We start from the raw sequence: 21,806 nt of genomic DNA on the forward strand, positions 1-21,806 counted from the left end.
GCTCCCGCCTTGCTGAACGATCTCGACGAACGCATCGTGCACGCCCTCGCCGAGGACGCCCGCCGCTCCTACGCCGACATCGGCCAGCTCGTCGGCCTGTCCGCGCCCGCCGTGAAGCGCCGCGTGGACCGGCTGCGGGCCACCGGCGCGATCACCGGATTCACGGTGCGCGTCGACCCGGCGGCGCTCGGCTGGGAGACCGAGGGCTTCATCGAGATCTACTGCCGCTCCAACACCTCGCCGGAGGCGATCCGGCGGGGCCTGGAGCGCTACCCCGAGGTCGCGTCCGCCTCCACCGTCACCGGTGAGGCCGACGCGATCGTCCAGGTCTTCGCCTCCGACATGCGGCACTTCGAGCGGGTCCTGGAGCGGATCGCGGGCGAGCCGTTCGTCGAACGGACCAAGTCCGTGCTCGTGCTGTCGCCCCTGATGAGGCGCTTCACCTCCGGTTCGCCCGCGTAACGCGGAACCCGCGGGCGCCGCGCAACGAAACGCCGCCCGCGGGCCCGACGACGCAACAAACAGCGCATCGACGCGCAACAGGTGCTTCTTGTCCGCCGTCGCGGGCGGCCGTAGCTTTTTGGTGACCCCGAACCCCATCCCGTGAACGGTTGAGGACACCCATGCGCACCGCCCTGCTCCAGAGCTCAGGACACCCCGGCTCGACCGCCGCGAACCTCGAGGTTCTCGACGCGGCCGCCGGCCGGGCCGCCGCCGCGGGCGCCGGGCTCCTCGTGGCGCCGGAGATGTTCCTCACCGGGTACGCGATCGGCGACGACGTCGCCCGGCTGGCCGAGCCCGCCGACGGGGACGCCGCCGACGCGATCGCCGAGCTGGCCCACCGGCACGGCCTCGCCGTCGCCTACGGCTACCCGGAGCGCGACGGCGACGCCGTCTTCAACTCCGTACAGCTGATCTCCGCCGACGGCACCCGCCTCGCCAACTACCGCAAGACCCACCTGTTCGGCTGCTTCGAGCGCGAGCAGTTCACACCGGGGGAGCAGCCGGTCGTGCAGGCCGAGCTGAACGGTCTGCGGGTCGGCCTGATGATCTGCTACGACGTCGAGTTCCCGGAGAACGTCCGGGCGCACGCCCTCGCCGGCACCGACCTGCTGCTCGTGCCGACGGCGCAGATGCACCCCTTCCAGTTCGTCGCCGAATCGGTCGTGCCGGTGCGCGCCTTCGAGAACCAGATGTACGTCGCGTACGTCAACCGGGTCGGCGCCGAGGGCGAGTTCGAGTTCGTCGGGCTCTCCACGCTCGCCGGTCCCGACGGCGTGGCCAAGGCCCGCGCGGGCCGCGGCGAGGAGCTGGTGCTCGCCGACGCCGACCCCGGTCTCCTCGCCGCCTCCCGCAAGGCCAACCCGTACCTCGACGACCGCCGTCCGGGTCTGTACGGCTCGCTCACCTCCTGAGGCCCGGCCGCGGCCGCCTCCCCTCCCGCTTCCTGCCCAGCACTTCAGTACCCGCAAGGAGTCCGCACCCCATGACGTCCACGGTGCCCACCGCCGCCCAGCACACCGAGGGCCAGCCGCCCATCACGATGTTCGGGCCGGACTTCCCGTACGCGTACGACGACTTCCTCGCCCACCCCGCGGGCCTCGGCCAGATACCCGCGACCGAGCACGGCACCGAGGTCGCGGTCATCGGCGGCGGCCTCTCCGGCATCGTCGCCGCGTACGAGCTGATGAAGATGGGCCTCAAGCCCGTCGTGTACGAGGCGGACCGGATCGGCGGCCGACTGCGCACGGTCGGCTTCGAGGGCACCCCGGCGGGGGCCTCCGGCTTGACCGCGGAGATGGGCGCGATGCGGTTCCCGCCGTCGTCCACGGCGCTTCAGCACTACATCGACATGGTGGGCCTGGAGACCAGGGCGTTCCCCAACCCGCTGTCGGAGGCCACGCCCTCGACCGTCGTCGACCTCAAGGGCGAGTCCCACTACGCCGAGACGATCGACGACCTGCCGCAGGTCTACCGGGACGTCGCCGAGGCGTGGAACAAGTGCCTCGACGAGGGCGCCGACTTCTCCGACATGAACCAGGCGATGCGCGAGCGCGACGTGCCCCGCATCCGCGAGATCTGGGGCAGGCTCGTCGAGAAGCTCGACAACCAGACCTTCTACGGGTTCCTCTGCGAGTCCGAGGCGTTCAAGTCCTTCCGGCACCGCGAGATCTTCGGCCAGGTCGGCTTCGGCACCGGCGGCTGGGACACCGACTTCCCCAACTCCATTCTGGAGATCCTGCGCGTCGTCTACACCGAGGCCGACGACCACCACCGTGGCATCGTCGGCGGCTCGCAGCAGCTGCCGCTGCGGCTGTGGGAGCGGGAACCGGGGAAGATCGTGCACTGGGCGCCCGGTACGTCGCTGAGCACGCTGCACGCCGACGGCGCGCCCCGCCCCGCCGTGACCCGGCTGTCCCGCACCGCCGGGAACCACATCACCGTCACGGACGCCGACGGCGACATCCGCACGTACAAGGCGGCGATCTTCACCGCCCAGTCGTGGATGCTGCTGTCCAAGGTGGACTGCGACGACGCGCTGTTCCCGATCGACCACTGGACGGCGATCGAGCGTACGCACTACATGGAGTCCAGCAAGCTGTTCGTGCCGGTGGACCGGCCGTTCTGGCTCGACAAGGACGAGGAGACGGGCCGTGACGTCATGTCGATGACGCTCACCGACCGCATGACCCGCGGCACCTACCTGCTCGACGACGGGCCGGACAAGCCCGCCACGATCTGCCTCTCGTACACGTGGTGCGACGACAGCCTGAAGTGGCTGCCGCTGTCCGCGAACGAGCGGCTCGACGTGATGCTGAAGTCCCTCGGCGAGATCTATCCGAAGGTCGACATCCGCAAGCACATCATCGGCAACCCGGTCACCGTGTCCTGGGAGAACGAGCCGTACTTCATGGGCGCGTTCAAGGCGAACCTGCCCGGCCACTACCGCTACCAGCGCCGCCTGTTCACGCACTTCATGCAGGAGACGCTGCCCGCGGACCGGCGCGGCATCTTCCTCGCGGGCGACGACATCTCGTGGACCGCCGGATGGGCCGAGGGCGCCGTACAGACCGCGCTCAACGCGGTGTGGGGCGTCATGCACCACCTCGGCGGCGCCACGGACGCCTCCAACCCCGGCCCGGGAGACGTCTTCGACGCGATCGCCCCGGTCGAACTCCCCGAGGACTAGGGCCTGTTGTTCTAGATCCCCGCCGCCCGCGCCTTCTCGTACACCTCCGCCGCGACGTCCTTCAGCTCCTCGGCGTCGCGGGCCTGCCCCTGGAGCTCGACCAGGATCTCGTCGAGGCCCACCTCGTCGTGCGCCACCAGGTCCTCCACGATCTGGTCGACGCTGCCCTGGAACGGCTTGCGGTCGTCCCCCGTGTACGGCTCGCGGGTGTGGACGGTGTTGGCGCGCAGCACCGTCTGGAGCGGAGCGGTGCGGCCGCGCTCCTCGGCGAGGGCCTGGAGATCGGCCCACTGCTTCTTCAGCGCCTCCGCGCCCGTCGCCGCGGGCATCCAGCCGTCCCCCTTGTCGACCAGGCGGCGGGCGGACCTCGGGCTGTTCGCCGGGAGCAGGATCGGCAGCGGCCCGGCCGGCTTGGGGCCGACCACGGACGGCACGACGGTCGTCCACTCGCCCTCGTACGACACCGGGTCCGGGCCCCACACCGCCCGGCACACGTCGATCAGCTCGTCGAGCACCTTGCCGCGCCGCTCGAAGGGGGCCACCCCGGCCGCCGCGTACTCGTCGTGCGACCAGCCCGTGCCGAGCCCGGCGACGACGCGCCCGCCGCTCGCCGCGTCCAACGAGGACAGGGAGCGCGCGAGTTGGAAGGGGATGTGCAGCGGCGCCACGAGCACGCTGGTGCCGAGCCGGGCGCGGGACGTGGCGGACGCCGCCAGGGTGAGCGCGACGAGCGGGTCGGCGACCGAGCGGTACTGGTCCGGCCAGGGCAGGCCCGGGATCCCGTACAGGCCCTGCCGTGCGGGCTCGGGGAACAGGGCGCGCTCGAACACCCACAGGCTGTCGTAGCCGACGGCCTCCGCCGCGCGCGCCACGTCCGGGACGTCCCTGCCGAGGTCGTACTGCTTCATCTGGGGCAGTCCGAGTCCGAGTCGGGTGGTCGTCGCCATGGTCGTGCTCCTCTGCTCGACAGCGCGGATCCATGGGTCAACGTCCCGCGGTGGTACGGATGTTCCCGACGCGGCGCCCGGGTCAGTCGGGCAGCGGTGTGAGCAGCATCCGCCCCACCAGACCCACCGACGTGTCGAGGCGGTGCGTGAACCCGGCCGCCACCGACGGCAGTTCGCGCAGCGCCCACAGCGCGCGGGCTGCTCCCCACGCCCCGTCGCGGGCCCGCTCCAGACTCCACGCGCCCAGCAGATGGGTCAGCGGATCGGCGACCTGGAGCATATCGGGGCCCGGCATCAGCTCTTCACGGATGCGCTCCTCCAGCGCGACGAGGACATCGCCCACGCGCTCGAACTCGTCCTCCAAGGCGTCCGGTGCGCAGTCGAGCGTCCGACAGGCGTCCACGACGGCGAGCGCCAGATCGTGCCCGATGTGCGCATTGATGCCCGCCAGCGCGAACTGCAACGGGCGTACGCCGGGATGCCGGCGGAACTGGAACAGGGGCCGCCAGCACGCGGGCGGCCGCCCGCCGTGGGCCGCCGCGTCGACCGCCGCGAGGAAGCGCTCGGCGAACAGCACGTCCAGCGTGATCGCCGCTTCCCGGTCGGGGAACGCCCCCGCGGGCCCCGCGTCGATCGCCCGGTCGACCGCCTCCGTGACGGCGAGATAGACCCCGTTGAAGACGGCCACCCCGTCCCGCGGTGGCAGCTCCGCGCCGAGCGCGCGCATCCGCGCGATCACCGTGTCGACCCCCTGAGCGGGGACCCGGGCCTGTGCGAACCGCTCCAACTGCGCCATGCACGCAGCGTCCCAGCCGTAGGCTGACGCGGGCGTCGGCAGGCCGGGGGCTTCCCCAGAACGAGGGAACGGCGGACCAGGAGGAGGGCGTGGTGTCGGGCTTACACGCGCGACGACGAGCCGAGCGGCGAGCCGAGCGACGGCGCGGAGCCGTCCGCGCCGTACTCGCCACGGCGGCCTCGGCCGTGGTGGCGACCGGCACCGTCGTCGGCCTGGTCTCCGCCCTCGACGACGGCCGGGACAGGGCCGACGAGGCGCGCCCGACGGTCAGCGCGAGCCCGAGCCCGAACCCGCGGCCCGCGGTGCCCACCTCCCGGGCCCCGAGCAACTCGCCCTCGCCGTCGCGGAGTTCCGCGCCCACGCCGAAGAGGACGACACCGTCGCCCACCCCGAGGAAGACGCGACCGGCGGTCGCCGCGAGCGGCCTGTACCGCTACGGCGACTCCCAGGTGCTCGACTGGGTGCGGGCCAACCGCTCCGACCCGCGGCGCCCCCTCATCGAGTCCCGGATAGCGAGCCGCCCGGCCGCCGTCTGGTTCGCCGACTACGCGCCCGCCACCATCACGGCAAGGGTCCGTGCGGTCACCTCGGCGGGGGCGCGCGCCGGGCAGGTGCCGGTGGTCGTGCCGTACACGATCCCGGACCGCGACTGCGGCGGGCACTCGGACGGCGGGGCGCCCGACCTGGACGCGTACGGCGGCTGGATCGAGAGGTTCGCGGCCGGGCTCGGCTCCCGCGAGGTCGTCGTGATCCTGGAGCCCGACGCGCTGTCCCAGACGGAGTGCCTCTCCCCGGGCGAACAGGCCGACCGGTACGCGGCGCTGGCGCGCGCGGGCCGGACGCTGAAGGCCGCGAACCCCCGCGCCCGCGTCTACTACGACGGCGGACACTCGGCGTGGAACGCGCCCGGCACCCAGGCGGCCCGGCTGCGGGCGGCGGGCGCGGCCTCGGCCGCCTCCTCCGACGGCGTCTTCACCAACGTGTCCAACTTCCACCGCACCTCGGACGAGATCGCCTACGCCCGCCGGGTGCTCGCCGCGCTGGGCGGCCCGAGCGGCCTGGGCGCCGTCGTCGACACCAGCCGCAACGGCAACGGCGCCCCCGCGGACGGCGAGTGGTGCGACCCCGACGGCCGCAAGCTGGGCCGGGCCCCGACGCTGCGCACGGGGCAGGCCCGGATCGACGCGTACCTGTGGGTGAAGCTGCCGGGGGAGTCGGACGGGTGCAAGGGGGAGCCGGGGACGTTCACCCCGGACTACGCGTACGAACTGGCGGACTGACCGCCCCGGTCCCGTTCCGCTACTTCTCCGCCGCGTCCTTGTCGTACGACGACGTGCCCTCGTCGAGCAGCGGCTCCTGCGTCTTGAGGTGGGCGGGGGCCATCGCGCGCAGCGCGTGGTAGCCGGTGATGACGACGATGGTGCCGAGGGCGATGCCGCTCAGGGAGAAGGTGTCGGTGAACTTCAGGGAGACGTCACCGATGCCGATGATGATGCCCGCGGCCGTCGGCACCAGGTTCAGCGGGTTGCGCAGGTCCACACCCGCGTTGATCCAGATCTGCGCGCCGAGCAGGCCGATCATGCCGTAGAGGATGACCGTGATGCCGCCGAGGACGCCGCCCGGGATCGCCGCGACGATCGCGCCGAACTTCGGGCACAGGCCGAACAGCAGGGCGAACCCGGCCGCCGCCCAGTACGCCGCCGTCGAGTAGACGCGGGTCGCGGCCATGACGCCGATGTTCTCGGAGTACGTGGTGTTGGGCGGGCCGCCGACGGCGGTGGAGAGCATCGAGCCGACGCCGTCCGCCGAGATGGCCGTGCCGAGCTTGCCGTCGAGGTTGTCGCCGGTCATCTCGCCGACCGCCTTGACGTGCCCGGCGTTCTCCGCGATGAGCGCGATCACGACCGGGAGCGCCACGAGGATCGCCGACCACTGGAACGACGGGGCGTGGAAGGACGGCAGACCGAACCAGTCGGCCTGGCCGACGCCGGACAGGTCCAGGCGCCAGTGGTCGACGGCCTTGCCGCCGCTGTTCGGCGAGTTGATCTTGCCGAAGACCTGGTCGAGGACCCAGGAGAGCGCGTAGCCGAAGACCAGGCCGAGGAAGATCGCGATGCGCGACCAGAAACCGCGCAGGCACACCACGGCCAAACCGGTGAACAGCATCACCAGCAGGGCCGTCCACTGGTCCGTCGGCCAGTACGTGGAGGCCGTGACCGGGGCCAGGTTGAAGCCGATCAGCATCACGACCGCACCGGTCACCACCGGCGGCATCGTCGCGTGGATGATCCGCGCCCCGAACTTCCGCACCGCGAGACCGACGAGGAACAGCACCGCGCCCACGACGAAGACCGCGCCCGTGACCGTGGCGCTGGAGCCGCCCTGGGCCCGGATGACCGCCGCGACCCCCACGAAGGAGAGCGAACAGCCCAGGTAACTGGGGACCCGGCCGCGCGTGGCGAGCAGGAAGATGATCGTCGCGACGCCGGACATCATGATGGCGAGGTTCGGATCGAGGCCCATCAGGACGGGCGCCACGAAGGACGCGCCGAACATCGCCACCACGTGCTGTGCGCCGAGCCCGACCGTGCGCGGCCAGGACAGGCGTTCGTCGGGGCGGACGACGGCGCCGGGGGCCGGCGTGCGCCCGTCGCCGTGCAGTTTCCAGCGCACGCCGAGGTCCATGAGTGATTCCGCCTTCTGTGGGGGCCGTGAGGTGGGTGGTGCCTGTGTGGCTCGGAATGATCGCTTCATGTTAATGCGACGTAAGTGCGAGTTCGTACCGAGCCGCCGCCACCCACCCGGACCCCGGGGCGGGAGCGCGCGGACCTACGGGGCCGGGTCCACCGCCCGCGCCGTGCTCGGCTCCGCCGAACCCGTCGGCGCCCGGTCGCCCGCGCGCAGCACCCGCGCGAACACCACGAGGCCGCTCGCCAGCAGGGTGACCACGCAGAACGACACGACCAGGCTCGTCGCCTGCGCGACCCCGCCGATCAGGCTCGGCGCGATCAGCCCCGAGGTGTACGTGATGGTGGCGACGCCCGCGATGGCCAGGCTCGGGTTCGGGCCGCTGCGCCCGGCGGCCGCGAAGCACAGCGGGACCACCACCGCGATGCCGATGCCCAGCAGGCCGAATCCGGCCATCGCCACCGCCGGGCTCGGCGCGACCACCACGAGCAGCGCGCCGAGCGTCGCCACGAGGCCGCTCAGCCGCACCGTGCGCACCGCGCCGAACCGGTCCACCACCGCGTCGCCCGCGATCCGGGCCACCGCCATCGTCAGCGTGAACGCCGTCGTGCAGGCCGCCGCGAGCCCGGCCGAGGTGTCGAGCACGTCCCGCAGGTACACCGCCGACCAGTCCAGGCTCGCGCCCTCCGCGAAGACCGCGCAGAAACCGACCGCGCCGATCAGCAGCGCCGACTTGGGCGGCAGCGCGAAGCGCGGCGGCGCCTCCTCTTCCTCCGTCGGCCGCAGATCCAGCACCCACTGGCAGACGACGAGGCCCGCGACGGTCAGGACGAGCGCGGCCAGCGCGTGGTGCAGACGCGCGTCCGCGCCCAGGTGCGCGGCGAGGGTGCCGCCGAGCGAGCCGATCAGGGCGCCCACGCTCCACAGCCCGTGCAGGCCCGACATGATCGACTTGTCGAGCCGGGTCTCGATCTCGACGCCCAGCGCGTTCATGGCGACGTCCGACATGCCGGCCGTCGCCCCGTAGACGAGCAGCGCGGCGCAGAGCGTGAGCAGGTTCGGCGCGAGCGAGGGGAGGATCAGGGCGAGCGTCCACAGCGCGAGCAGTCCGCGCAGCGCCGTGCGGGCGCCGAAGCGGTGGCTGACGCTGCCCGCCAGCGGCATCGCCAGCGAGGCGCCGATCGCGGGGAAGGCGAGCGCGAGCCCCAACTGTCCGGCGCTGACACCCGCGTGCTCCTGGATCCACGGCACCCGTGTCGCGAACGACCCCGTCACCGAGCCGTGGATGCAGAAGACGGCGGCCACGGCGTACCGCGCCCGCCTCAACTCCCTGATTCCGTACGTCACTTCTGCCATGCGGCAGGCCCTCCCCGGATCTCCCCGTACGTGCGTGCGGCCGTAAACTATCAGGAACCCTGCCTGATAGTTAGGGCAATATCCGCGTAGGATCCCGCCATGCCCGCATCGCCGAGAACCGCCCGAGCCATCAACGACCGGCTCGCGCTGCGCCTTCTCCAGGACGAAGGCCCGCTCACCGCAGGGCAGTTGAAGGAACGCACGGGCCTGTCCCGGCCCACGGTCGCCGACCTCGTCGAACGGCTCACGGCGTCCGGCCTCATCACGGTCGTCGGGGAGGCGGGTGCCCAGCGGCGCGGCCCGAACGCCCGGCTCTACGGGATCGTCGCCGACCGCGCGCACCTCGCCGCGCTCGACGTGCGCACCGAAGGTGTCCGCCTCGTCGTCGCCGACCTCCTCGGGACGGTGCTCGCCGAGGCGTCGGTGCCGGTCGAGGCGGACGCCTTTGGTGCTGTCGAGCGCACCGTCGCGACGCTGGAGCGCACGGCGAAGGAGGCGGGCGCGGAGCGGCTGCACACGGTCGGCGTCGGGGCCCCCGGGCTCATCGACCCCGCGACCGGCGAACTGCGCGACTCCTCCGGCCTGCCGCGATGGCACCGCCTCCTGGTCGCGGCCCTCCAGGAGCGCCTGCCCGCGCGGGTGCTGGTGGAGAACGAGACCAACCTCGCCGCCCTCGCCGAGCGGCGCGACGGCGTCGCGTGCGACCGGGACACGTTCGTGCTGCTGTGGCTCGGGCTCGGCATCGGCGCGGCCGTCGTCCTCGACGGGAAGCTGCGGCGCGGGGCGTCGGGCGGCACCGGGGAGGTCGGCTTCCTGCCGGTGCCGGGCACGGGGGGACTGCCGTCCGCGTCCGGGTGCGACGGGGGGTTCCACTCGCTGGCCGGTTCCTCGGCGATCCTCGAACTGGCCGCGGAGCACGGGCTCGTGGGCCCCGGGGAGCCGCTGGAGCGTGCCGCGGATGTGGTACGGCATGGCAGCCCCGCCTTCCTCGACGCGCTCGCGGACCGCGTGGTGCTGGGCGCCGCCGCGGTGGTGGCGGTCCTTGACCCCGGGTGCGTGGTGCTCGCGGGGGAGGTCGGGAGGGCCGGCGGGGATGCCTTGGCCGGGCGGGTGGGGGAGCGGTTGGCTCGGATGTCGCCGTTGGCGACGGAGGTGCGGGCGGGTGAGCTGGGTGGGTCGGCGGTGCTGCGCGGCGCGCTCCTCACGGCCCGCGACGCCGCCCACTCCACCCTCTACCCCACCACCACCTGACCCCCGGGCCCCCGCTCCTCAATCGCCGGAGGGGCTTAAGCGTCGCCGGATGGGCTCAAGAGCGAGGCACTCAAGAGCGGGGGAGGCGCGTGCGGGGAGTGGGCGCGATCAAGCCCCTCCGGCGATTGAGGAGCGGGGTATGGGGCGGAGCCCCAGCCTTTGGAGCCCGCGCGGCGACGCCCTATTCCCGGCGGCGGACGGAAACCAGCCACACGGCCTGTGAGTCAGCCCACAGCAATCGCCCGCATGCAGGTGGACGGGACGTGGCAGACTGGACGCGTACCAGAAGCAGCGCACTCCGGGGTCGGTGAAAGTCCGAACCGGCGGTTACAGTCCGCGACCCGGTCACGTCCAGTGACCGGTTGACCAGGTGAAATTCCTGGACCGACGGTTAAAGTCCGGATGGGAGGCAGTGCGCGGCGGGCGGGCACGTGAGTGCGCGTCGCCGGCTGTTTCAGCGGTCCCCCGAGGGACCGGTGTCGAACGCGGCGTCGCCCCAGGTGTCGCAGTCCGTACGTTCTGTCGTCGTCGTACGACAGTGCCCCGGAGTCCAGGCCCGTAGAGGGAGGACCCGGGAAGTGTTCACCGGAATCGTCGAAGAGCTGGGCGAGATCACCGCCGTCGAGAATCTCGATGACGCCTGTCGCTTCCGTGTCCGCGGGCCCGTCGTCACCGAGGGCGCCAAGCACGGGGACTCCATCGCCGTCAACGGTGTGTGCCTGACCGTCGTCGAGCACGAGAACGACGAGTTCACCGCCGACGTCATGGCAGAGACCCTCAAGCGCTCCAGCCTCGGCGCGCTCGCCACCGGCTCCCGCGTCAACCTCGAACGACCGATGGTCGCCGACGGCCGCTTCGGCGGACACGTCGTGCAGGGCCACGTCGACGGCACGGGCACGATCGTCGAGCGCACCCCGTCCGAGCACTGGGAGATCGTCAAGGTCTCGCTGCCGGCCGAGCTGTCCAAGTACGTCGTCGAGAAGGGCTCGATCACGGTCGACGGCGTCAGCCTCACCGTCGTCGAGGCCGCCGACGACTACTTCACCATCAGCCTCATCCCGACCACCCTCGCCCTGACCACGCTCGGCGTGAAGCAGGCCGGGGACCCGGTGAACCTTGAGGTCGACGTCATCGCGAAGTACGTCGAGCGGATGCTCGGCGACCGCATCGGTTCCGACGGGGGCACCAAGTGAACTGGCTCAACACCGAGGCCTTCACGATCTTCGGCCAGCACATCCTGTGGACCGACATGATCGGCAACACCGTCGGCCTGATCGCCCTCGCGCTCGGCTGGCGCCGCTCCATATGGACCTGGCCCGCCCAGCTGGTCTCCGGCGCGATCCTCCTGACCGCCTTCGCCACCGCGCACCTCTCCGGCAGCGCGGGCAAGCAGCTCGTCGTCATCGTCGTCGCCCTGTACGGCTGGTGGCAGTGGAACCGCGGCACGGGCCAGGCGCAGGACGGCTCCATCGCCGTCCGCTTCGCCACCTGGCGCGAGCGCGGCTGGCTGATCGGCGCCGCCGCCGTCGGCACGCTCGCCGTGGGCGGCCTGTTCACCGCGTTCCCGACGCTGTCCTGGGACCCGTGGCCGGACGCGTACATCTTCGTCGGCACCGTCGTCGCCATGTACGCGCAGGCCCGCGGCATGGTCGAGTTCTGGTTCGCCTGGCTGCTCGTCGACCTCGTCGGCGTCCCCCTGAACTTCGCCAACGGCTTCGCCTTCTCCGGCTTCGTCTACGTCATCTACGGCGCGCTCGTCCTGTGGGGCATGCGCGACTGGTGGCTGCGCTCCCGCGCCGCCGCCACCCCCGCCACCCCGGCCATGGAAGGAGCCCGCGCATGAGCGCCCGCCCGTCTCCCACCCCCGCCCTTCCAAGGAAGGCGCTGCGCGCCACCCCGTCTGATGCGAACCTCTACGAGGTCGAGGACCTGTCGCTCGACCCGGTCGAGATGGCGATCCGCGACATCGCCGCCGGACGCCCCGTCGTGGTCGTCGACGACGAGGACCGGGAGAACGAGGGCGACCTCGTCGTCGCCGCCGAGAAGATCACGCCCGAGATCGTCGCCTTCATGATGAGCGAGTGCCGCGGCCTGATCTGCGCCCCCATGGAGGGCGCCGAGCTCGACCGGCTCGAACTGCCGCAGATGGTCGGCGACAACACCGAGTCGATGCAGACCGCGTTCACCGTCTCCGTCGACGCCTCCGGCGCGCACGGCGTGACCACCGGCATCTCCGCGGCCGACCGCGCCAAGACCCTGCGCATGCTCGCCTCCGGCACCGCGGCGGCCGGCGACTTCGTGCGCCCCGGCCACATCTTCCCGCTGCGCGCCAAGGCGGGCGGCGTCCTGGTCCGCGACGGCCACACCGAGGCCGCCGTCGACCTCGCCCGGCTCGCGGGCCTGCGCCCCGCCGGCGCCATCGTCGAGATCGCGGGCGAGGACGGCGTCATGCTGCGACTGCCCGAACTCGTCCCGTTCGCCCGCAGGCACGGCCTGACGATCATCTCCATCGCGGACCTGATCGACTACCGCCGCACCTCCGAGCCCACGGTCAAGCGCGAGGCGACCGTCCAGCTCCCCACCGCCTTCGGCGAGTTCACGGCCTACGGCTACCGCTCCACGGTCGACGGCGTCGAGCACGTCGCTCTCGTCCACGGCGAGCTCGGCGACGGCGAGGAGGTCCTCGCCCGGATCCACTCCGAGTGCCTGACCGGCGACGTGTTCCACTCGCTGCGCTGCGACTGCGGCCCCCAGCTGGAGGAATCCATGCGCCGCATCGTCGAGGAGGGCCGCGGCGTCGTCGTCTACCTGCGCGGACACGAGGGCCGCGGCATCGGCCTCGTCTCCAAGCTGCGCGCGTACGAGCTTCAGGAGCAGGGCCGCGACACCCTCGACGCCAACCTGGAACTCGGCCTGCCCGCCGACGCCCGCGACTACGCGGCGGGCGCCCAGATCCTCGGCGACCTCGGCGTCCGCAGCCTGCGCCTGATGACCAACAACCCCGACAAGACCGACGCCCTCACCCGGCACGGCCTCAAGGTCACCGAGCGCGAGCCGATGCCCGTCACCGCGGGCGAGCACAACCTGCGCTACCTGCGCACCAAGCGCGACCGCATGGGCCACGACCTGCCGTGGCTGGACGCCCCCAGGACGTCCGCCTGCAACAACCAGTAAGCCAACCGTTTTCAGATACGTACGTACGAGGAGAAGCGCGTGAGCGGCAAGGGTGCACCCGAACTGAGCGTGAAGAACTGCGGCGACCTGCGCGTGGCCGTCATCGCGGCCCAGTGGCACGAGCAGGTCATGGACGGACTCGTGAACGGCGCCCTGCGCGCCCTGAACGAGCTGGGCATCAGCGAGCCCACCGTCCTGCGCGTCCCCGGCAGCTTCGAGCTGCCGGTCGTCGCCAAGGTCCTCGCGGGCCGCGGCTACGACGCGATCGTCGCGCTCGGCGTCGTCATCCGCGGCGGCACCCCGCACTTCGACTACGTGTGCCAGGGCGTGACCAACGGCCTCACCCAGGTCTCCGTCGACACCGGCGTCCCCGTCGGCTTCGGCGTGCTGACCTGCGACACCGAGCAGCAGGCCCTGGACCGCGCCGGAATCGAGGGCTCCACCGAGGACAAGGGGCACGAGGCCGTGACCGCTGCCGTGGCGACCGCGACCACGCTGCGTACGATCGCCGAGCCCTGGCGTTAACGGCCGGCGCGGGACGCGTAAAGTAGACGCCACCATGTCCAATAAGACGTTCGAGGAGCTCTTCACCGAGCTCCAGCACAAGGCAGCCACCGGCGACCCCGCCACTTCCCGCACCGCTGAACTGGTCGGCAAGGGCGTCCATGCCATCGGCAAGAAGGTCGTCGAGGAGGCCGCCGAAGTCTGGATGGCCGCCGAGTACGAGGGCAAGGACGCCGCCGCCGAGGAGATCTCGCAGCTCCTCTACCACGTCCAGGTGATGATGGTCGCCCGCGGCATCTCCCTCGACGACGTGTACGCGCACCTTTAAGCCCGCGTACCTGTCCCATCCACAACTCCCCCCTTACGCAAAGGAATCCGACCTCATGCTGCGCATCGCCGTCCCCAACAAGGGTTCACTCTCAGGACCTGCGTCGGACATGCTGCATGAGGCCGGATACCGGCAGCGCAAGGAGTCCAAGGAACTCGTCACGGTCGACCCGGACAACGAGGTCGAGTTCTTCTACCTGCGCCCCAAGGACATCGCGATCTACGTGTCCTCGGGCAAGCTCGACATCGGCATCACCGGCGAGGACCTGCTGATCGACTCCGGCGCCCAGGCCGAGACGATCCTGCCGCTCGGCTTCGCCCGCTCCACCTTCCGCTTCGCGTCGCGTCCGGGCGCCGTGCAGGACGTCGCCGACCTGGCAGGCAAGACGATCGCGACCTCCTACGAGGGCATCGTCGGCAAGTACCTCGCCGAGCGCGGCGTCGACGCCAACGTCGTGCACCTCGACGGTGCCGTCGAGACCGCCATCGAGCTCGGCGTCGCCGAGGCCATCGCGGACGTCGTCGAGACCGGCACGTCGCTGCGCAACGCCGGCCTCGAAGTCTTCGGCGAGCCGATCATGCGCTCCGAGGCCTGCGTCATCCGCCGCAAGGGCGACTCCACGGAGGAGCCCAAGGTGCAGCAGTTCCTGCGCCGCCTCCAGGGCGTCCTCGTCGCCCGGACGTACGTGATGATGGACTACGACTGCCGCGCCGAGCACCTGGAGAAGGCGGTCGCCCTCACCCCCGGCCTGGAGTCGCCGACCGTCTCGCCGCTGCACAACGAGGGCTGGGTCGCGGTCCGCGCCATGGTCCCGGCCAAGGACGCGCAGCGCATCATGGACGACCTGTACGCCCTCGGCGCGCGGGCCATCCTCACCACGGCCATCCACGCCTGCCGCCTCTGAGCTCTCCGAGGAATCAGCGATGTCGGACACCCCTGACCTTCCCGTCACCTTCCGGCCGGGCCGCACCCGCGCCATCCTGCACGGGCTCGGCGCCGTCTCCTTCGTGGTGATCACGGTCGTCGCGCTGCTGCTCGACGGCCTCAGCCCGGGGGAGCAGGCCAGCTTCGTCTTCACCGGGGCGCTGTTCTGGGGCGTGCTGTGGCTGCTCGCCCGGCCGAAGGTCGTCGCCGACGCCGAGGGCGTCACGGTGGTCAACGTCGCGCGCAGCCGCCGCCTGTCCTGGGCGGAGATCGTCCAGGTCAACCTCCGCCCCGGCGACCCCTGGGCCTTCCTCAACCTCACGGACGGCACCAGCCTCGCCGCCATGGGCATCCAGCCTGGCATCGCCAAGGAATCCGCCATCCGCGACGCCAAGGCCCTCCGCGCCCTGGCCGAAGCACGGGTAGGCACCTCAAGCCCTTCCGGCGACTGAACGTCGAGGTCCGGTCCGGCGGGTAAATCAAGCCCCTCCGGCGATTGAGGAGCGGGGTCCGGGGCAGCGCCCCGCGACCGCGCCCCCGGCACCACCGACCCCAGCGGGCGTAGCCCCTGCCACATCCGCCCCCGGCTTGATTAATCTGGTTCCGGGGCGCGCCCAAGACGCCGCCCCGCCCCGACCCCGCCCACCCGGCGGAGCCACGGGGCTCCTGCTAACCGAGGAGTGACTCCCTCCAGCGATGGACGGATCGTCCGGTAGTACCTGCGCCGCCCCCTCCCGACACAGCGCCCCCGAGGCGCACACGTCCCCGGAGGCGGCGGCATGACCATCCCGTTGCTGCTCCTTGCGGCCGCCTTCCTCCTGATCCTCGCCAACGGCTTCTTCGTCGCGGCCGAATTCGGCCTCGTCACCGTCGAGCGCCCCGACGCCGAGAAGGCCGCGGCCGCCGGCGACAAGCGCGCCCGCACCGTCGTACACGCCCTGAAGCAGCTGTCCTTCCAGCTCTCCGGCACCCAGCTCGGCATCACCATCACCTCCCTGGTCGTCGGCATGCTCGCCGAACCGGCCCTGGCCCAACTCCTGAACGCGCCGTTCACCGCGATCGGCATCCCGGACGGCGCGGTCAGCGGCGTCTCGGTGGTCGTCGGCATGCTGCTCGCCTCCGCCGTGCAGATGGTGGTCGGCGAACTCGTGCCGAAGAACTGGGCGGTGTCGAAGCCGCTCCAGGTGGCCCGTTTCGTGGCCGGCCCGCAGCACGCCTTCTCCCGCCTGTTCCGGCCGGTGATCGCGCTGCTCAACGCCGTCGCGAACCGGCTGGTGCGCGCCCTCGGCGTCGAGCCCGCCGAGGAACTCGCCTCGGCCCGCACCCCCGGCGAACTCGTCTCCCTGGCCCGGCACTCCGCGCAGGCGGGCGCCCTGGAACAGGACACGGCCGACCTGTTCGTGCGCACCCTCTCCCTCGCCGAGCTGACCGCGCAGCACGTCATGACGCCCCGCGTGAAGGTCAGCGCGCTCCAGGCGTCCGCGACCGCCGAGGACGTGGTCAACCTGACCCGCGCCACCGGTCTGTCCCGCTTCCCCGTCTACCGGGAGCGGATCGACGAGATCATCGGCATGGTCCACCTCAAGGACGCCCTCGCGATGCCCGCGCACGAACGGCTGCGCACGCCGGTCGGCCGCATCGCGCAACCCCCGCTGCTCGTCCCGGAGACCCTCCCCGTACAACCCCTCCTCGCTCGCCTCCGCAGCGAGCAGCCGATAGCCGTCGTCGTCGACGAGTACGGCGGCACGGCCGGGGTCGTCACGCTGGAGGACATCGTGGAGGAACTCGTCGGCGAGGTCCGCGACGAGCACGACGACGTGCTCGACGAACGGCCGGAACTCGCCGTCGCCCCGCCCGAGGACGGCCGCCCCGCCTGGGACGCCGACGGCGGCTGCCGCGTCGACATCCTGCGCCGCATCGGCCTGGACGTCCCCGAGGGCCCCTACGAGACGGTGGCGGGGCTCGTCGCCGACCTCCTGGGCCGCATCCCCGCCCCCGGCGACCGCGCCGAACTGCCCGGCTGGCGTCTGTCCGTGCGCGCCGTCGACCACTACCGGGCCGAGCGCGTCCGCATCGTCCGGCTCGCGGACGCCCCGCGACCCGTGCTGGAGGCGGCCCGATGAGCGCGCTGCAACTCGTCTTCGCCGCCCTGCTCGTCCTGGCGAACGGCTTCTTCGTCGGCGCGGAGTTCGCCCTGGTCTCGGTCCGCCGCAGCCAGATCGAACCGATCCCCGGCAAACGGGCCAAGCAGGTCCTGTACGGGCTCGAACACCTGCCGCAGATGATGGCGGCGGCCCAGTTCGGCATCACCGTCTGCTCGCTGACGCTCGGCGCGGTGGCCGAGCCGACGGTGGCCCACCTCCTGGAACCCGTCTTCGAGGCGGCCCACGTCCCGCACGGCATGATCCACCCGCTCGGGTACGTGATCGCGCTCGCGGCCGTGGTCTTCTTCCACCTCGTCATCGGCGAGATGGTCCCGAAGAACCTGGCCATGGCGGCGCCGGAGAAGACCGCGCTGTGGTTCAGCCCCGGCCTCGTCGCCTTCGCCCGCCTCTGCAAGCCGGTCACCGTCGCACTCGGCGCCTGCGCCCGGCTGATCCTCAAGCTCTTCCGCGTCGAGCCGAAGGACGAGGTGGAGGCGGTCTTCACCAGCGTCCAGCTGGGCCGTCTCGTGGAGGACTCGGGGCAGGCGGGCCTGCTCGCGCCCGAGGAGCAGGAGCGCCTGGAGGACGCGCTGGAACTGGGTTCGCGCCCGGTCACGGACGTCCTCATCGACCGGGGCTCCCTGGTGACGGTGGGCCCATCGGTCACCCCGGCGGAGATCATCGGGCTCACGGGCCGCACGGGCTACTCCCGCTTCCCGCTCTGCTCGGACGACGGCGCCTTCATGGGCTACCTGCACGTCAAGGACGTCCTCGACCTGATCGACGGCCCCGACGCGGACCGCGCGGTGCCGCAGCAGGTCTGGCGCCCCATGGCCACGCTGCGGTCCGAACTCCCGCTGGACGACGCCCTGACGGTGATGCGCCGCGCGGCCACGCACCTGGCCCAGGTGGCGGACGCCTCCGGCCGCGTACTCGGCCTGGTGGCCCTGGAGGACGTACTGGAACTGCTGGTGGGTGAGGTCAAGGACCCGGCCCACCGGGAGCCGGACGGCCCCCGGGTGCCGGGGGCCCGCCGCCAGGAGGCCATGGCCTAGCCAGCCCCTCCCGTCACCGCTCGCCGGCCCCCTCGCGCACCCGCGTCGGGGTCGGCGGCGTCCGCGGCGCCGGCAGGGGCGCGGGCCGCCGCTGGACCATGCCGAGCGCGACTCCGGCGACGATGATCACTCCGCCGGCCACCTGGACGAGCCCCACCGACTCCCCGTTGATCACCACGGCGCCGACGACGCCGAAGACGGGGACGAGGTTGAGGATGTTCACCGCGACGCTCGACGGCATGCGGTGCAGCCCGTAGTTGTAGAGCAGGAACGCGCCGACCGAGCAGGCGACGGCCAGGTACACCAGGAGCAGCGAGGCGGACGGCCCCGGCAGCCGCCAGTCGCCGGCCTCCAGCAGCGAGGCCAGCAGGAAGCCGACCGCGCCCGCGAGGGTCTGGTGGTAGGTGACGCTCGCGGCGTCCTGCCCCCGGGCGGCCCGCTTGCCGAGGACGTTGTAGCCGGCCCAGGCCAGACCGCCGAGCAGCAGCAGGATGTCGCCCCACCAGCGTTCGGCGCCGCCCGCCGCGGCCCCGTTGCGGACGACGAGGAAGGCGCCGACCGTGGCCAGGACCACCCCCGCCACCCGCTGCGGCGGCATCCTGGCACCGAGGGCGACCCGCTCCAGCAGCATCGTCATCAGCGGGTAGGTGGCCACGATCAGCGAGGCGTCGGAGGCCGTGGACAGATCGACGCCGACGTTCTCCAGCACGAAGTACACGGTGATGCCGAGCAGCCCGCTCACGTGGAGTCGGCGCCGCTGCCGGGAGTCCGGCCGCGGGCTGCCGACGCCGCGGCGCCGCTGCACCCGCACCAGGAGGCCGAGCAGGAGCGCCGCGAGCGTGAACCGGACGGCGCCGATGGTGAGCGGGCCGACATCGGCGAGAATCTGTTTGGTCACGGCGTACGAGCTGCTCCACAGCAGCGCTGCCACCATGACCGCGCACACCGCCCCCGCGGTCGTCCCTCGGTCCCGCATCTCCAGCCGCCCCTCTCCGAACAAACATCAGTGAATTAGGCTGGAGGCTAACAACATCAACGAAGATGATGCGAAACGTCCGAATTATCTTCGGAATCGGAAGGAGAGGAGGAACCGTGGACGAACTAGATTCGGCGCTGGTGCGGATGCTCCAGGAAGATGGTCGGCGCACCAATCGCGACATGGCCCAGGAGTTGGGCATCGCGCCGTCGACCTGCCTGGAGCGCATCAGGGCACTGCGCAAGAGCGGGGTCCTGACCGGATTCCACGCGGAGGTCGACCTCGCCTCGATCGACCGAGGGCTCCAGGCGGTGATCGCGGTGCGGATCCGCCCGCCGACCCGATCGGCGATCGAGTCCTTCCAGGCGTTCCTGGAGGCGATGCCGGAGGTCGTCTCGCTGTTCGTGCTCACGGGCGACGACGACTTCCTCGTGCACGTCGCCGTTCGCGACACCGACCATCTGCACGCCGTGGTCCTGGACAAGCTGACGAAGCGCCCCGAACTCGCCGACGTCCGCACGTCCGTGGTCTACGGCCACATGCGCAGGAAGGTCGTCGACCCCGCCTGACCCCGGCCCCCGCACAGGCTCACTGGCCGGTCGACGGCCCCCGCCCCGAGAGCACCTCGCCGTACGCCTGCATGAGATCGGGCAGCCGCAGCGTCGCCAGATCGTCCCGTGTGGGCTCGACCGCGAACCCGGTCAGCCGCAGGTCCCGGTACGCGCACGACTTCTCGTACAGCGTCCGCAGGAACCGCCCGTTGCCCAGCTCGTCGATCCAGCCCTGGTCCACCACGTGTCCCGCGATGGAGCGCAGCTCGTCGAGCGCCTCCTCGTCCCACACGTCCCCGTTCTCCCCGGCCAGCACCTCGCCGATCGACGTGAGTTCGAGCGGCCGGTACGACGGGAAGTCGACGCGCGACGTGAACCGCGACGAAAGACCGGGGTTGGCGGCGAGCAGCCGGTCCATGCCCTCCGGGTACCCGGCGAGGATCACCACGAGATGGTCCCGGTTGTCCTCGGCGCGCTTCAGCAGCACCTGAAGCGCCTCGTCCCCGTACGCGTCGCCCTTGCCGTACCCGGAGTTGGACAGCGCGTACGCCTCGTCGACGAACAGTACGCCGCCCAGCGCGGAGTCGATCAGCTCGTTGGCCTTGACCGCGGTCTGTCCCAGGTACTCGCCCACGAGGTCCGCCCGCTGCGCCTCCACGAGGTGGTCCCCGCCGAGCAGCCCGAGCGCGTAGAAGACCCGGCCGAGGATCCGCGCGACGGTCGTCTTGCCCGTCCCCGACGGGCCGGAGAACACGAAGTGCCGCTTCGGGGGCTGGACCGGAAGCCCCTGCCCGGCCCGCAGCCGCGCCATGTTCAACTGCGCGGACAACGCCTTGACCTGGCGCTTCACGGGCTCCAGGCCCACCATCCGCTCCAGCTCGGTCAGCGCCTCCTCCAGCAGCACCGGGTCCGTGGAGGCGGCCGGCGGCGGCGCGGGCACCGGCACCACGGCCTTCTCCCGCACCATGCCGGTGTCGTCGGCGGACGCGGCCGAACCGCCCGGCGGAGGCGGCAGATCGGGGTCGGAGACCTTCAGGCCGCGCCCGTCGCTCTCGTACAGCGGATCGCCCGCGTCCTGGTCGAGCCCGTCCGGGTACCCCGTCATCGTCAGCGTCGTGAGGTCCGAGCCGTCCCCGAAGTCCCCGTACCCGTCCCCCTCGGCGATCGCCGCGAGCCGCGCGGAGGTGTCCATGAACGCGGGGTCGACCCGGTGCACCGCCCGGTACAGGGGGAGCGCGGCGGCCGACCGCCCGGTGCCCTCGTGGGCCCTGGCCAGCCAGTAGCGCAGCTCCTTGCGCTGCGGCTGCTCGCTGCGACAGCGCATCAGGGCCGAGGACAGCAGGGGTTCGGCCTGCCCGTACATCTCCAGGCGTACCCGCGCCATGCCGCCGAACAGCCCGGCCTCGATGCCGAGCATCGGGTCGTCGGTCAACGGGTCGGTGTGCCGGACCAGTTGCTCCCAATCCTTCACGAGGTACGAGCGGCAGGCGTGCAGGAACCGCACCTGGGTGTCCGCGTCGACCGGCGGCAGCGTCGCCAGGGCCCGGTCCAGGTCCGGGACGTGGCGGCCGTCGAGCCAGTGCGAGGCGTGCGCGAGCAGCAGGTCGCGCGGGTGCTCCAGGACCGGCTGCACCCACCAGCCCAGCCAGTACCAGGAGTTGAGTGTGCGGCGGTGCCGGGTGCGCTGCTCGCCGAACCGCTCGCGGTGCCGGAACATGCGCAGCAGCGCCGTCGTCGTGTCGACGCGCAGGGCGTGCAGCCCGAGCCAGCCGTCGGCCATCCCCGGGTCCATCCGTACCGCCGCGCGGAATTCCTCCTCCGCCTGCGGATAGGCGCCCATGGTGTAGGCGTCGACGCCTCGCAGCCAGGCGAGGTCGGCCGGGCCGGCCTGTGCACCGGTGCCGAAGTCCATCACGTCCCCC

The 21,806-nt window shown here is 72.0% G+C and carries 21 protein-coding genes and 1 riboswitch; of the genes, 15 read left to right on the plus strand and 6 right to left on the minus strand.

The features are described from left to right. Positions 1-9: 9 nt before the first annotated feature. The 3 genes from ACYBSK_RS11640 (at position 10) to ACYBSK_RS11650 (ending at position 3,190) form a co-directional block, all read left to right on the plus strand. The gene (locus ACYBSK_RS11640) at positions 10-462 is read left to right on the plus strand and encodes an Lrp/AsnC family transcriptional regulator (protein WP_457476830.1); all 453 of its coding nucleotides are present in this window, start codon (positions 10-12) and stop codon (positions 460-462) included. Between the two features lie 161 nt (positions 463-623). Then, a complete protein-coding gene (locus ACYBSK_RS11645; RefSeq protein WP_460245986.1) occupies positions 624-1,415 on the plus strand; it encodes a carbon-nitrogen hydrolase family protein in 792 nt (263 codons plus the stop codon). Positions 1,416-1,486: 71 nt separating this feature from the next. After that, positions 1,487-3,190, plus strand: coding sequence for a flavin monoamine oxidase family protein (locus tag ACYBSK_RS11650; protein ID WP_457476832.1), 1,704 nt, complete (start codon positions 1,487-1,489; stop codon positions 3,188-3,190). 11 nt (positions 3,191-3,201) lie between these two features. On the opposite strand, the gene ACYBSK_RS11655 is transcribed toward ACYBSK_RS11650, so the two are convergent. Together ACYBSK_RS11655 and ACYBSK_RS11660 are read right to left on the minus strand one after the other, a co-directional pair. Continuing rightward, positions 3,202-4,137, minus strand: a complete 936-nt coding sequence (locus ACYBSK_RS11655; RefSeq protein ID WP_460245987.1) for an LLM class F420-dependent oxidoreductase — start codon at positions 4,135-4,137, stop codon at positions 3,202-3,204. 82 nt (positions 4,138-4,219) lie between these two features. Next, positions 4,220-4,933 carry a DUF5995 family protein gene (locus tag ACYBSK_RS11660; protein ID WP_460245988.1) on the minus strand — a complete coding sequence of 238 codons (714 nt, stop codon included), beginning with the start codon at positions 4,931-4,933 and terminating at the stop codon, positions 4,220-4,222. A gap of 92 nt (positions 4,934-5,025) precedes the next feature. Here ACYBSK_RS11660 and ACYBSK_RS11665 point away from each other — a divergent pair, with 92 nt between their 5' ends. Beyond that, a complete protein-coding gene (locus tag ACYBSK_RS11665; protein ID WP_460245989.1) occupies positions 5,026-6,213 on the plus strand; it encodes a glycoside hydrolase family 6 protein in 1,188 nt (395 codons plus the stop codon). Between the two features lie 19 nt (positions 6,214-6,232). Here ACYBSK_RS11665 and ACYBSK_RS11670 read toward each other — a convergent pair whose 3' ends face one another. Then, a complete protein-coding gene (locus ACYBSK_RS11670; protein WP_457476836.1) occupies positions 6,233-7,618 on the minus strand; it encodes a uracil-xanthine permease family protein in 1,386 nt (461 codons plus the stop codon). Positions 7,619-7,762: 144 nt separating this feature from the next. Next, positions 7,763-8,977, minus strand: a complete 1,215-nt coding sequence (locus ACYBSK_RS11675; protein WP_460245990.1) for an MFS transporter — start codon at positions 8,975-8,977, stop codon at positions 7,763-7,765. A 99-nt stretch (positions 8,978-9,076) separates the two neighbouring features. On the opposite strand from ACYBSK_RS11675, the gene ACYBSK_RS11680 reads away from it, so the two are divergent. The 10 genes from ACYBSK_RS11680 to ACYBSK_RS11725 all read left to right on the plus strand — a co-directional run bounded on the left by ACYBSK_RS11680 (position 9,077) and on the right by ACYBSK_RS11725 (position 18,357). After that, positions 9,077-10,228 carry an ROK family transcriptional regulator gene (locus ACYBSK_RS11680; RefSeq protein ID WP_460245992.1) on the plus strand — a complete coding sequence of 384 codons (1,152 nt, stop codon included), beginning with the start codon at positions 9,077-9,079 and terminating at the stop codon, positions 10,226-10,228. Positions 10,229-10,517: 289 nt separating this feature from the next. Then, positions 10,518-10,648: riboswitch (FMN riboswitch) on the plus strand. Positions 10,649-10,806: 158 nt separating this feature from the next. After that, complete coding sequence (locus ACYBSK_RS11685) at positions 10,807-11,421, plus strand: riboflavin synthase (protein WP_457476839.1); 615 nt, start codon at positions 10,807-10,809, stop codon at positions 11,419-11,421. After that, positions 11,418-12,071 (plus strand): nicotinamide mononucleotide transporter family protein, encoded by a 654-nt coding sequence (locus ACYBSK_RS11690; protein ID WP_457476840.1) that lies wholly within the window; start codon positions 11,418-11,420, stop codon positions 12,069-12,071. The genes ACYBSK_RS11685 and ACYBSK_RS11690 overlap by 4 nt, the downstream gene beginning before the upstream one ends. 107 nt (positions 12,072-12,178) lie before the next feature. After that, complete coding sequence (locus ACYBSK_RS11695) at positions 12,179-13,402, plus strand: bifunctional 3,4-dihydroxy-2-butanone-4-phosphate synthase/GTP cyclohydrolase II (RefSeq protein WP_460247004.1); 1,224 nt, start codon at positions 12,179-12,181, stop codon at positions 13,400-13,402. 39 nt (positions 13,403-13,441) lie between these two features. After that, positions 13,442-13,927, plus strand: a complete 486-nt coding sequence (gene ribH / locus ACYBSK_RS11700) for a 6,7-dimethyl-8-ribityllumazine synthase (protein ID WP_457476842.1) — start codon at positions 13,442-13,444, stop codon at positions 13,925-13,927. Between the two features lie 34 nt (positions 13,928-13,961). Then, a complete protein-coding gene (locus tag ACYBSK_RS11705) occupies positions 13,962-14,234 on the plus strand; it encodes a phosphoribosyl-ATP diphosphatase (protein ID WP_030038616.1) in 273 nt (90 codons plus the stop codon). Between the two features lie 55 nt (positions 14,235-14,289). Continuing rightward, entirely contained in the window at positions 14,290-15,138 is an 849-nt protein-coding gene (hisG, locus tag ACYBSK_RS11710) for an ATP phosphoribosyltransferase (protein ID WP_457476843.1), read from the plus strand. 19 nt (positions 15,139-15,157) lie between these two features. Then, positions 15,158-15,610: a PH domain-containing protein gene (locus tag ACYBSK_RS11715; RefSeq protein ID WP_457476844.1), complete on the plus strand. Its 453-nt coding sequence runs from the start codon at positions 15,158-15,160 to the stop codon at positions 15,608-15,610. Positions 15,611-15,937: 327 nt separating this feature from the next. Beyond that, the gene (locus tag ACYBSK_RS11720; protein ID WP_460245993.1) at positions 15,938-17,281 is read left to right on the plus strand and encodes a hemolysin family protein; all 1,344 of its coding nucleotides are present in this window, start codon (positions 15,938-15,940) and stop codon (positions 17,279-17,281) included. Beyond that, positions 17,278-18,357: a hemolysin family protein gene (locus ACYBSK_RS11725; RefSeq protein WP_460245994.1), complete on the plus strand. Its 1,080-nt coding sequence runs from the start codon at positions 17,278-17,280 to the stop codon at positions 18,355-18,357. Before ACYBSK_RS11720 ends, ACYBSK_RS11725 begins: the two co-directional genes overlap by 4 nt. Before the next feature lie 13 nt (positions 18,358-18,370). On the opposite strand, the gene ACYBSK_RS11730 is transcribed toward ACYBSK_RS11725, so the two are convergent. Next, positions 18,371-19,333, minus strand: coding sequence for a DMT family transporter (locus tag ACYBSK_RS11730; protein ID WP_460245995.1), 963 nt, complete (start codon positions 19,331-19,333; stop codon positions 18,371-18,373). A 116-nt stretch (positions 19,334-19,449) separates the two neighbouring features. Between ACYBSK_RS11730 and ACYBSK_RS11735 the strand changes: the two genes are divergently transcribed. Continuing rightward, entirely contained in the window at positions 19,450-19,902 is a 453-nt protein-coding gene (locus ACYBSK_RS11735) for an Lrp/AsnC family transcriptional regulator (RefSeq protein ID WP_457476848.1), read from the plus strand. Positions 19,903-19,921: 19 nt separating this feature from the next. Here the strand turns inward: ACYBSK_RS11735 and ACYBSK_RS11740 are convergent, their stop codons facing one another. After that, positions 19,922-21,796, minus strand: coding sequence for an AAA family ATPase (locus ACYBSK_RS11740; protein WP_460245996.1), 1,875 nt, complete (start codon positions 21,794-21,796; stop codon positions 19,922-19,924). Positions 21,797-21,806 lie beyond the last annotated feature (10 nt).

Source organism: Streptomyces sp. BYX5S (assembly GCF_054724165.1).

Excerpts from the sequence above, each read along its gene's own strand:
- ACYBSK_RS11645 (WP_460245986.1), top strand. The coding sequence starts at position 624 with ATGCGCACCGCCCTGCTCCAGAGCTCAGGACACCCCGGCTCGACCGCC.
- ACYBSK_RS11650 (WP_457476832.1), top strand. The coding sequence starts at position 1,487 with ATGACGTCCACGGTGCCCACCGCCGCCCAGCACACCGAGGGCCAGCCG.
- ACYBSK_RS11655 (WP_460245987.1), bottom strand. The coding sequence starts at position 4,137 with ATGGCGACGACCACCCGACTCGGACTCGGACTGCCCCAGATGAAGCAG.
- ACYBSK_RS11660 (WP_460245988.1), bottom strand. The coding sequence starts at position 4,933 with ATGGCGCAGTTGGAGCGGTTCGCACAGGCCCGGGTCCCCGCTCAGGGG.
- ACYBSK_RS11670 (WP_457476836.1), bottom strand. The coding sequence starts at position 7,618 with ATGGACCTCGGCGTGCGCTGGAAACTGCACGGCGACGGGCGCACGCCG.
- ACYBSK_RS11675 (WP_460245990.1), bottom strand. The coding sequence starts at position 8,977 with ATGGCAGAAGTGACGTACGGAATCAGGGAGTTGAGGCGGGCGCGGTAC.
- ACYBSK_RS11680 (WP_460245992.1), top strand. The coding sequence starts at position 9,077 with ATGCCCGCATCGCCGAGAACCGCCCGAGCCATCAACGACCGGCTCGCG.
- ACYBSK_RS11695 (WP_460247004.1), top strand. The coding sequence starts at position 12,179 with ATGGCGATCCGCGACATCGCCGCCGGACGCCCCGTCGTGGTCGTCGAC.
- ACYBSK_RS11705 (WP_030038616.1), top strand. The coding sequence starts at position 13,962 with ATGTCCAATAAGACGTTCGAGGAGCTCTTCACCGAGCTCCAGCACAAG.
- hisG (WP_457476843.1), top strand. The coding sequence starts at position 14,290 with ATGCTGCGCATCGCCGTCCCCAACAAGGGTTCACTCTCAGGACCTGCG.
- ACYBSK_RS11715 (WP_457476844.1), top strand. The coding sequence starts at position 15,158 with ATGTCGGACACCCCTGACCTTCCCGTCACCTTCCGGCCGGGCCGCACC.
- ACYBSK_RS11720 (WP_460245993.1), top strand. The coding sequence starts at position 15,938 with ATGACCATCCCGTTGCTGCTCCTTGCGGCCGCCTTCCTCCTGATCCTC.
- ACYBSK_RS11725 (WP_460245994.1), top strand. The coding sequence starts at position 17,278 with ATGAGCGCGCTGCAACTCGTCTTCGCCGCCCTGCTCGTCCTGGCGAAC.
- ACYBSK_RS11730 (WP_460245995.1), bottom strand. The coding sequence starts at position 19,333 with ATGCGGGACCGAGGGACGACCGCGGGGGCGGTGTGCGCGGTCATGGTG.
- ACYBSK_RS11740 (WP_460245996.1), bottom strand. The coding sequence starts at position 21,796 with ATGGACTTCGGCACCGGTGCACAGGCCGGCCCGGCCGACCTCGCCTGG.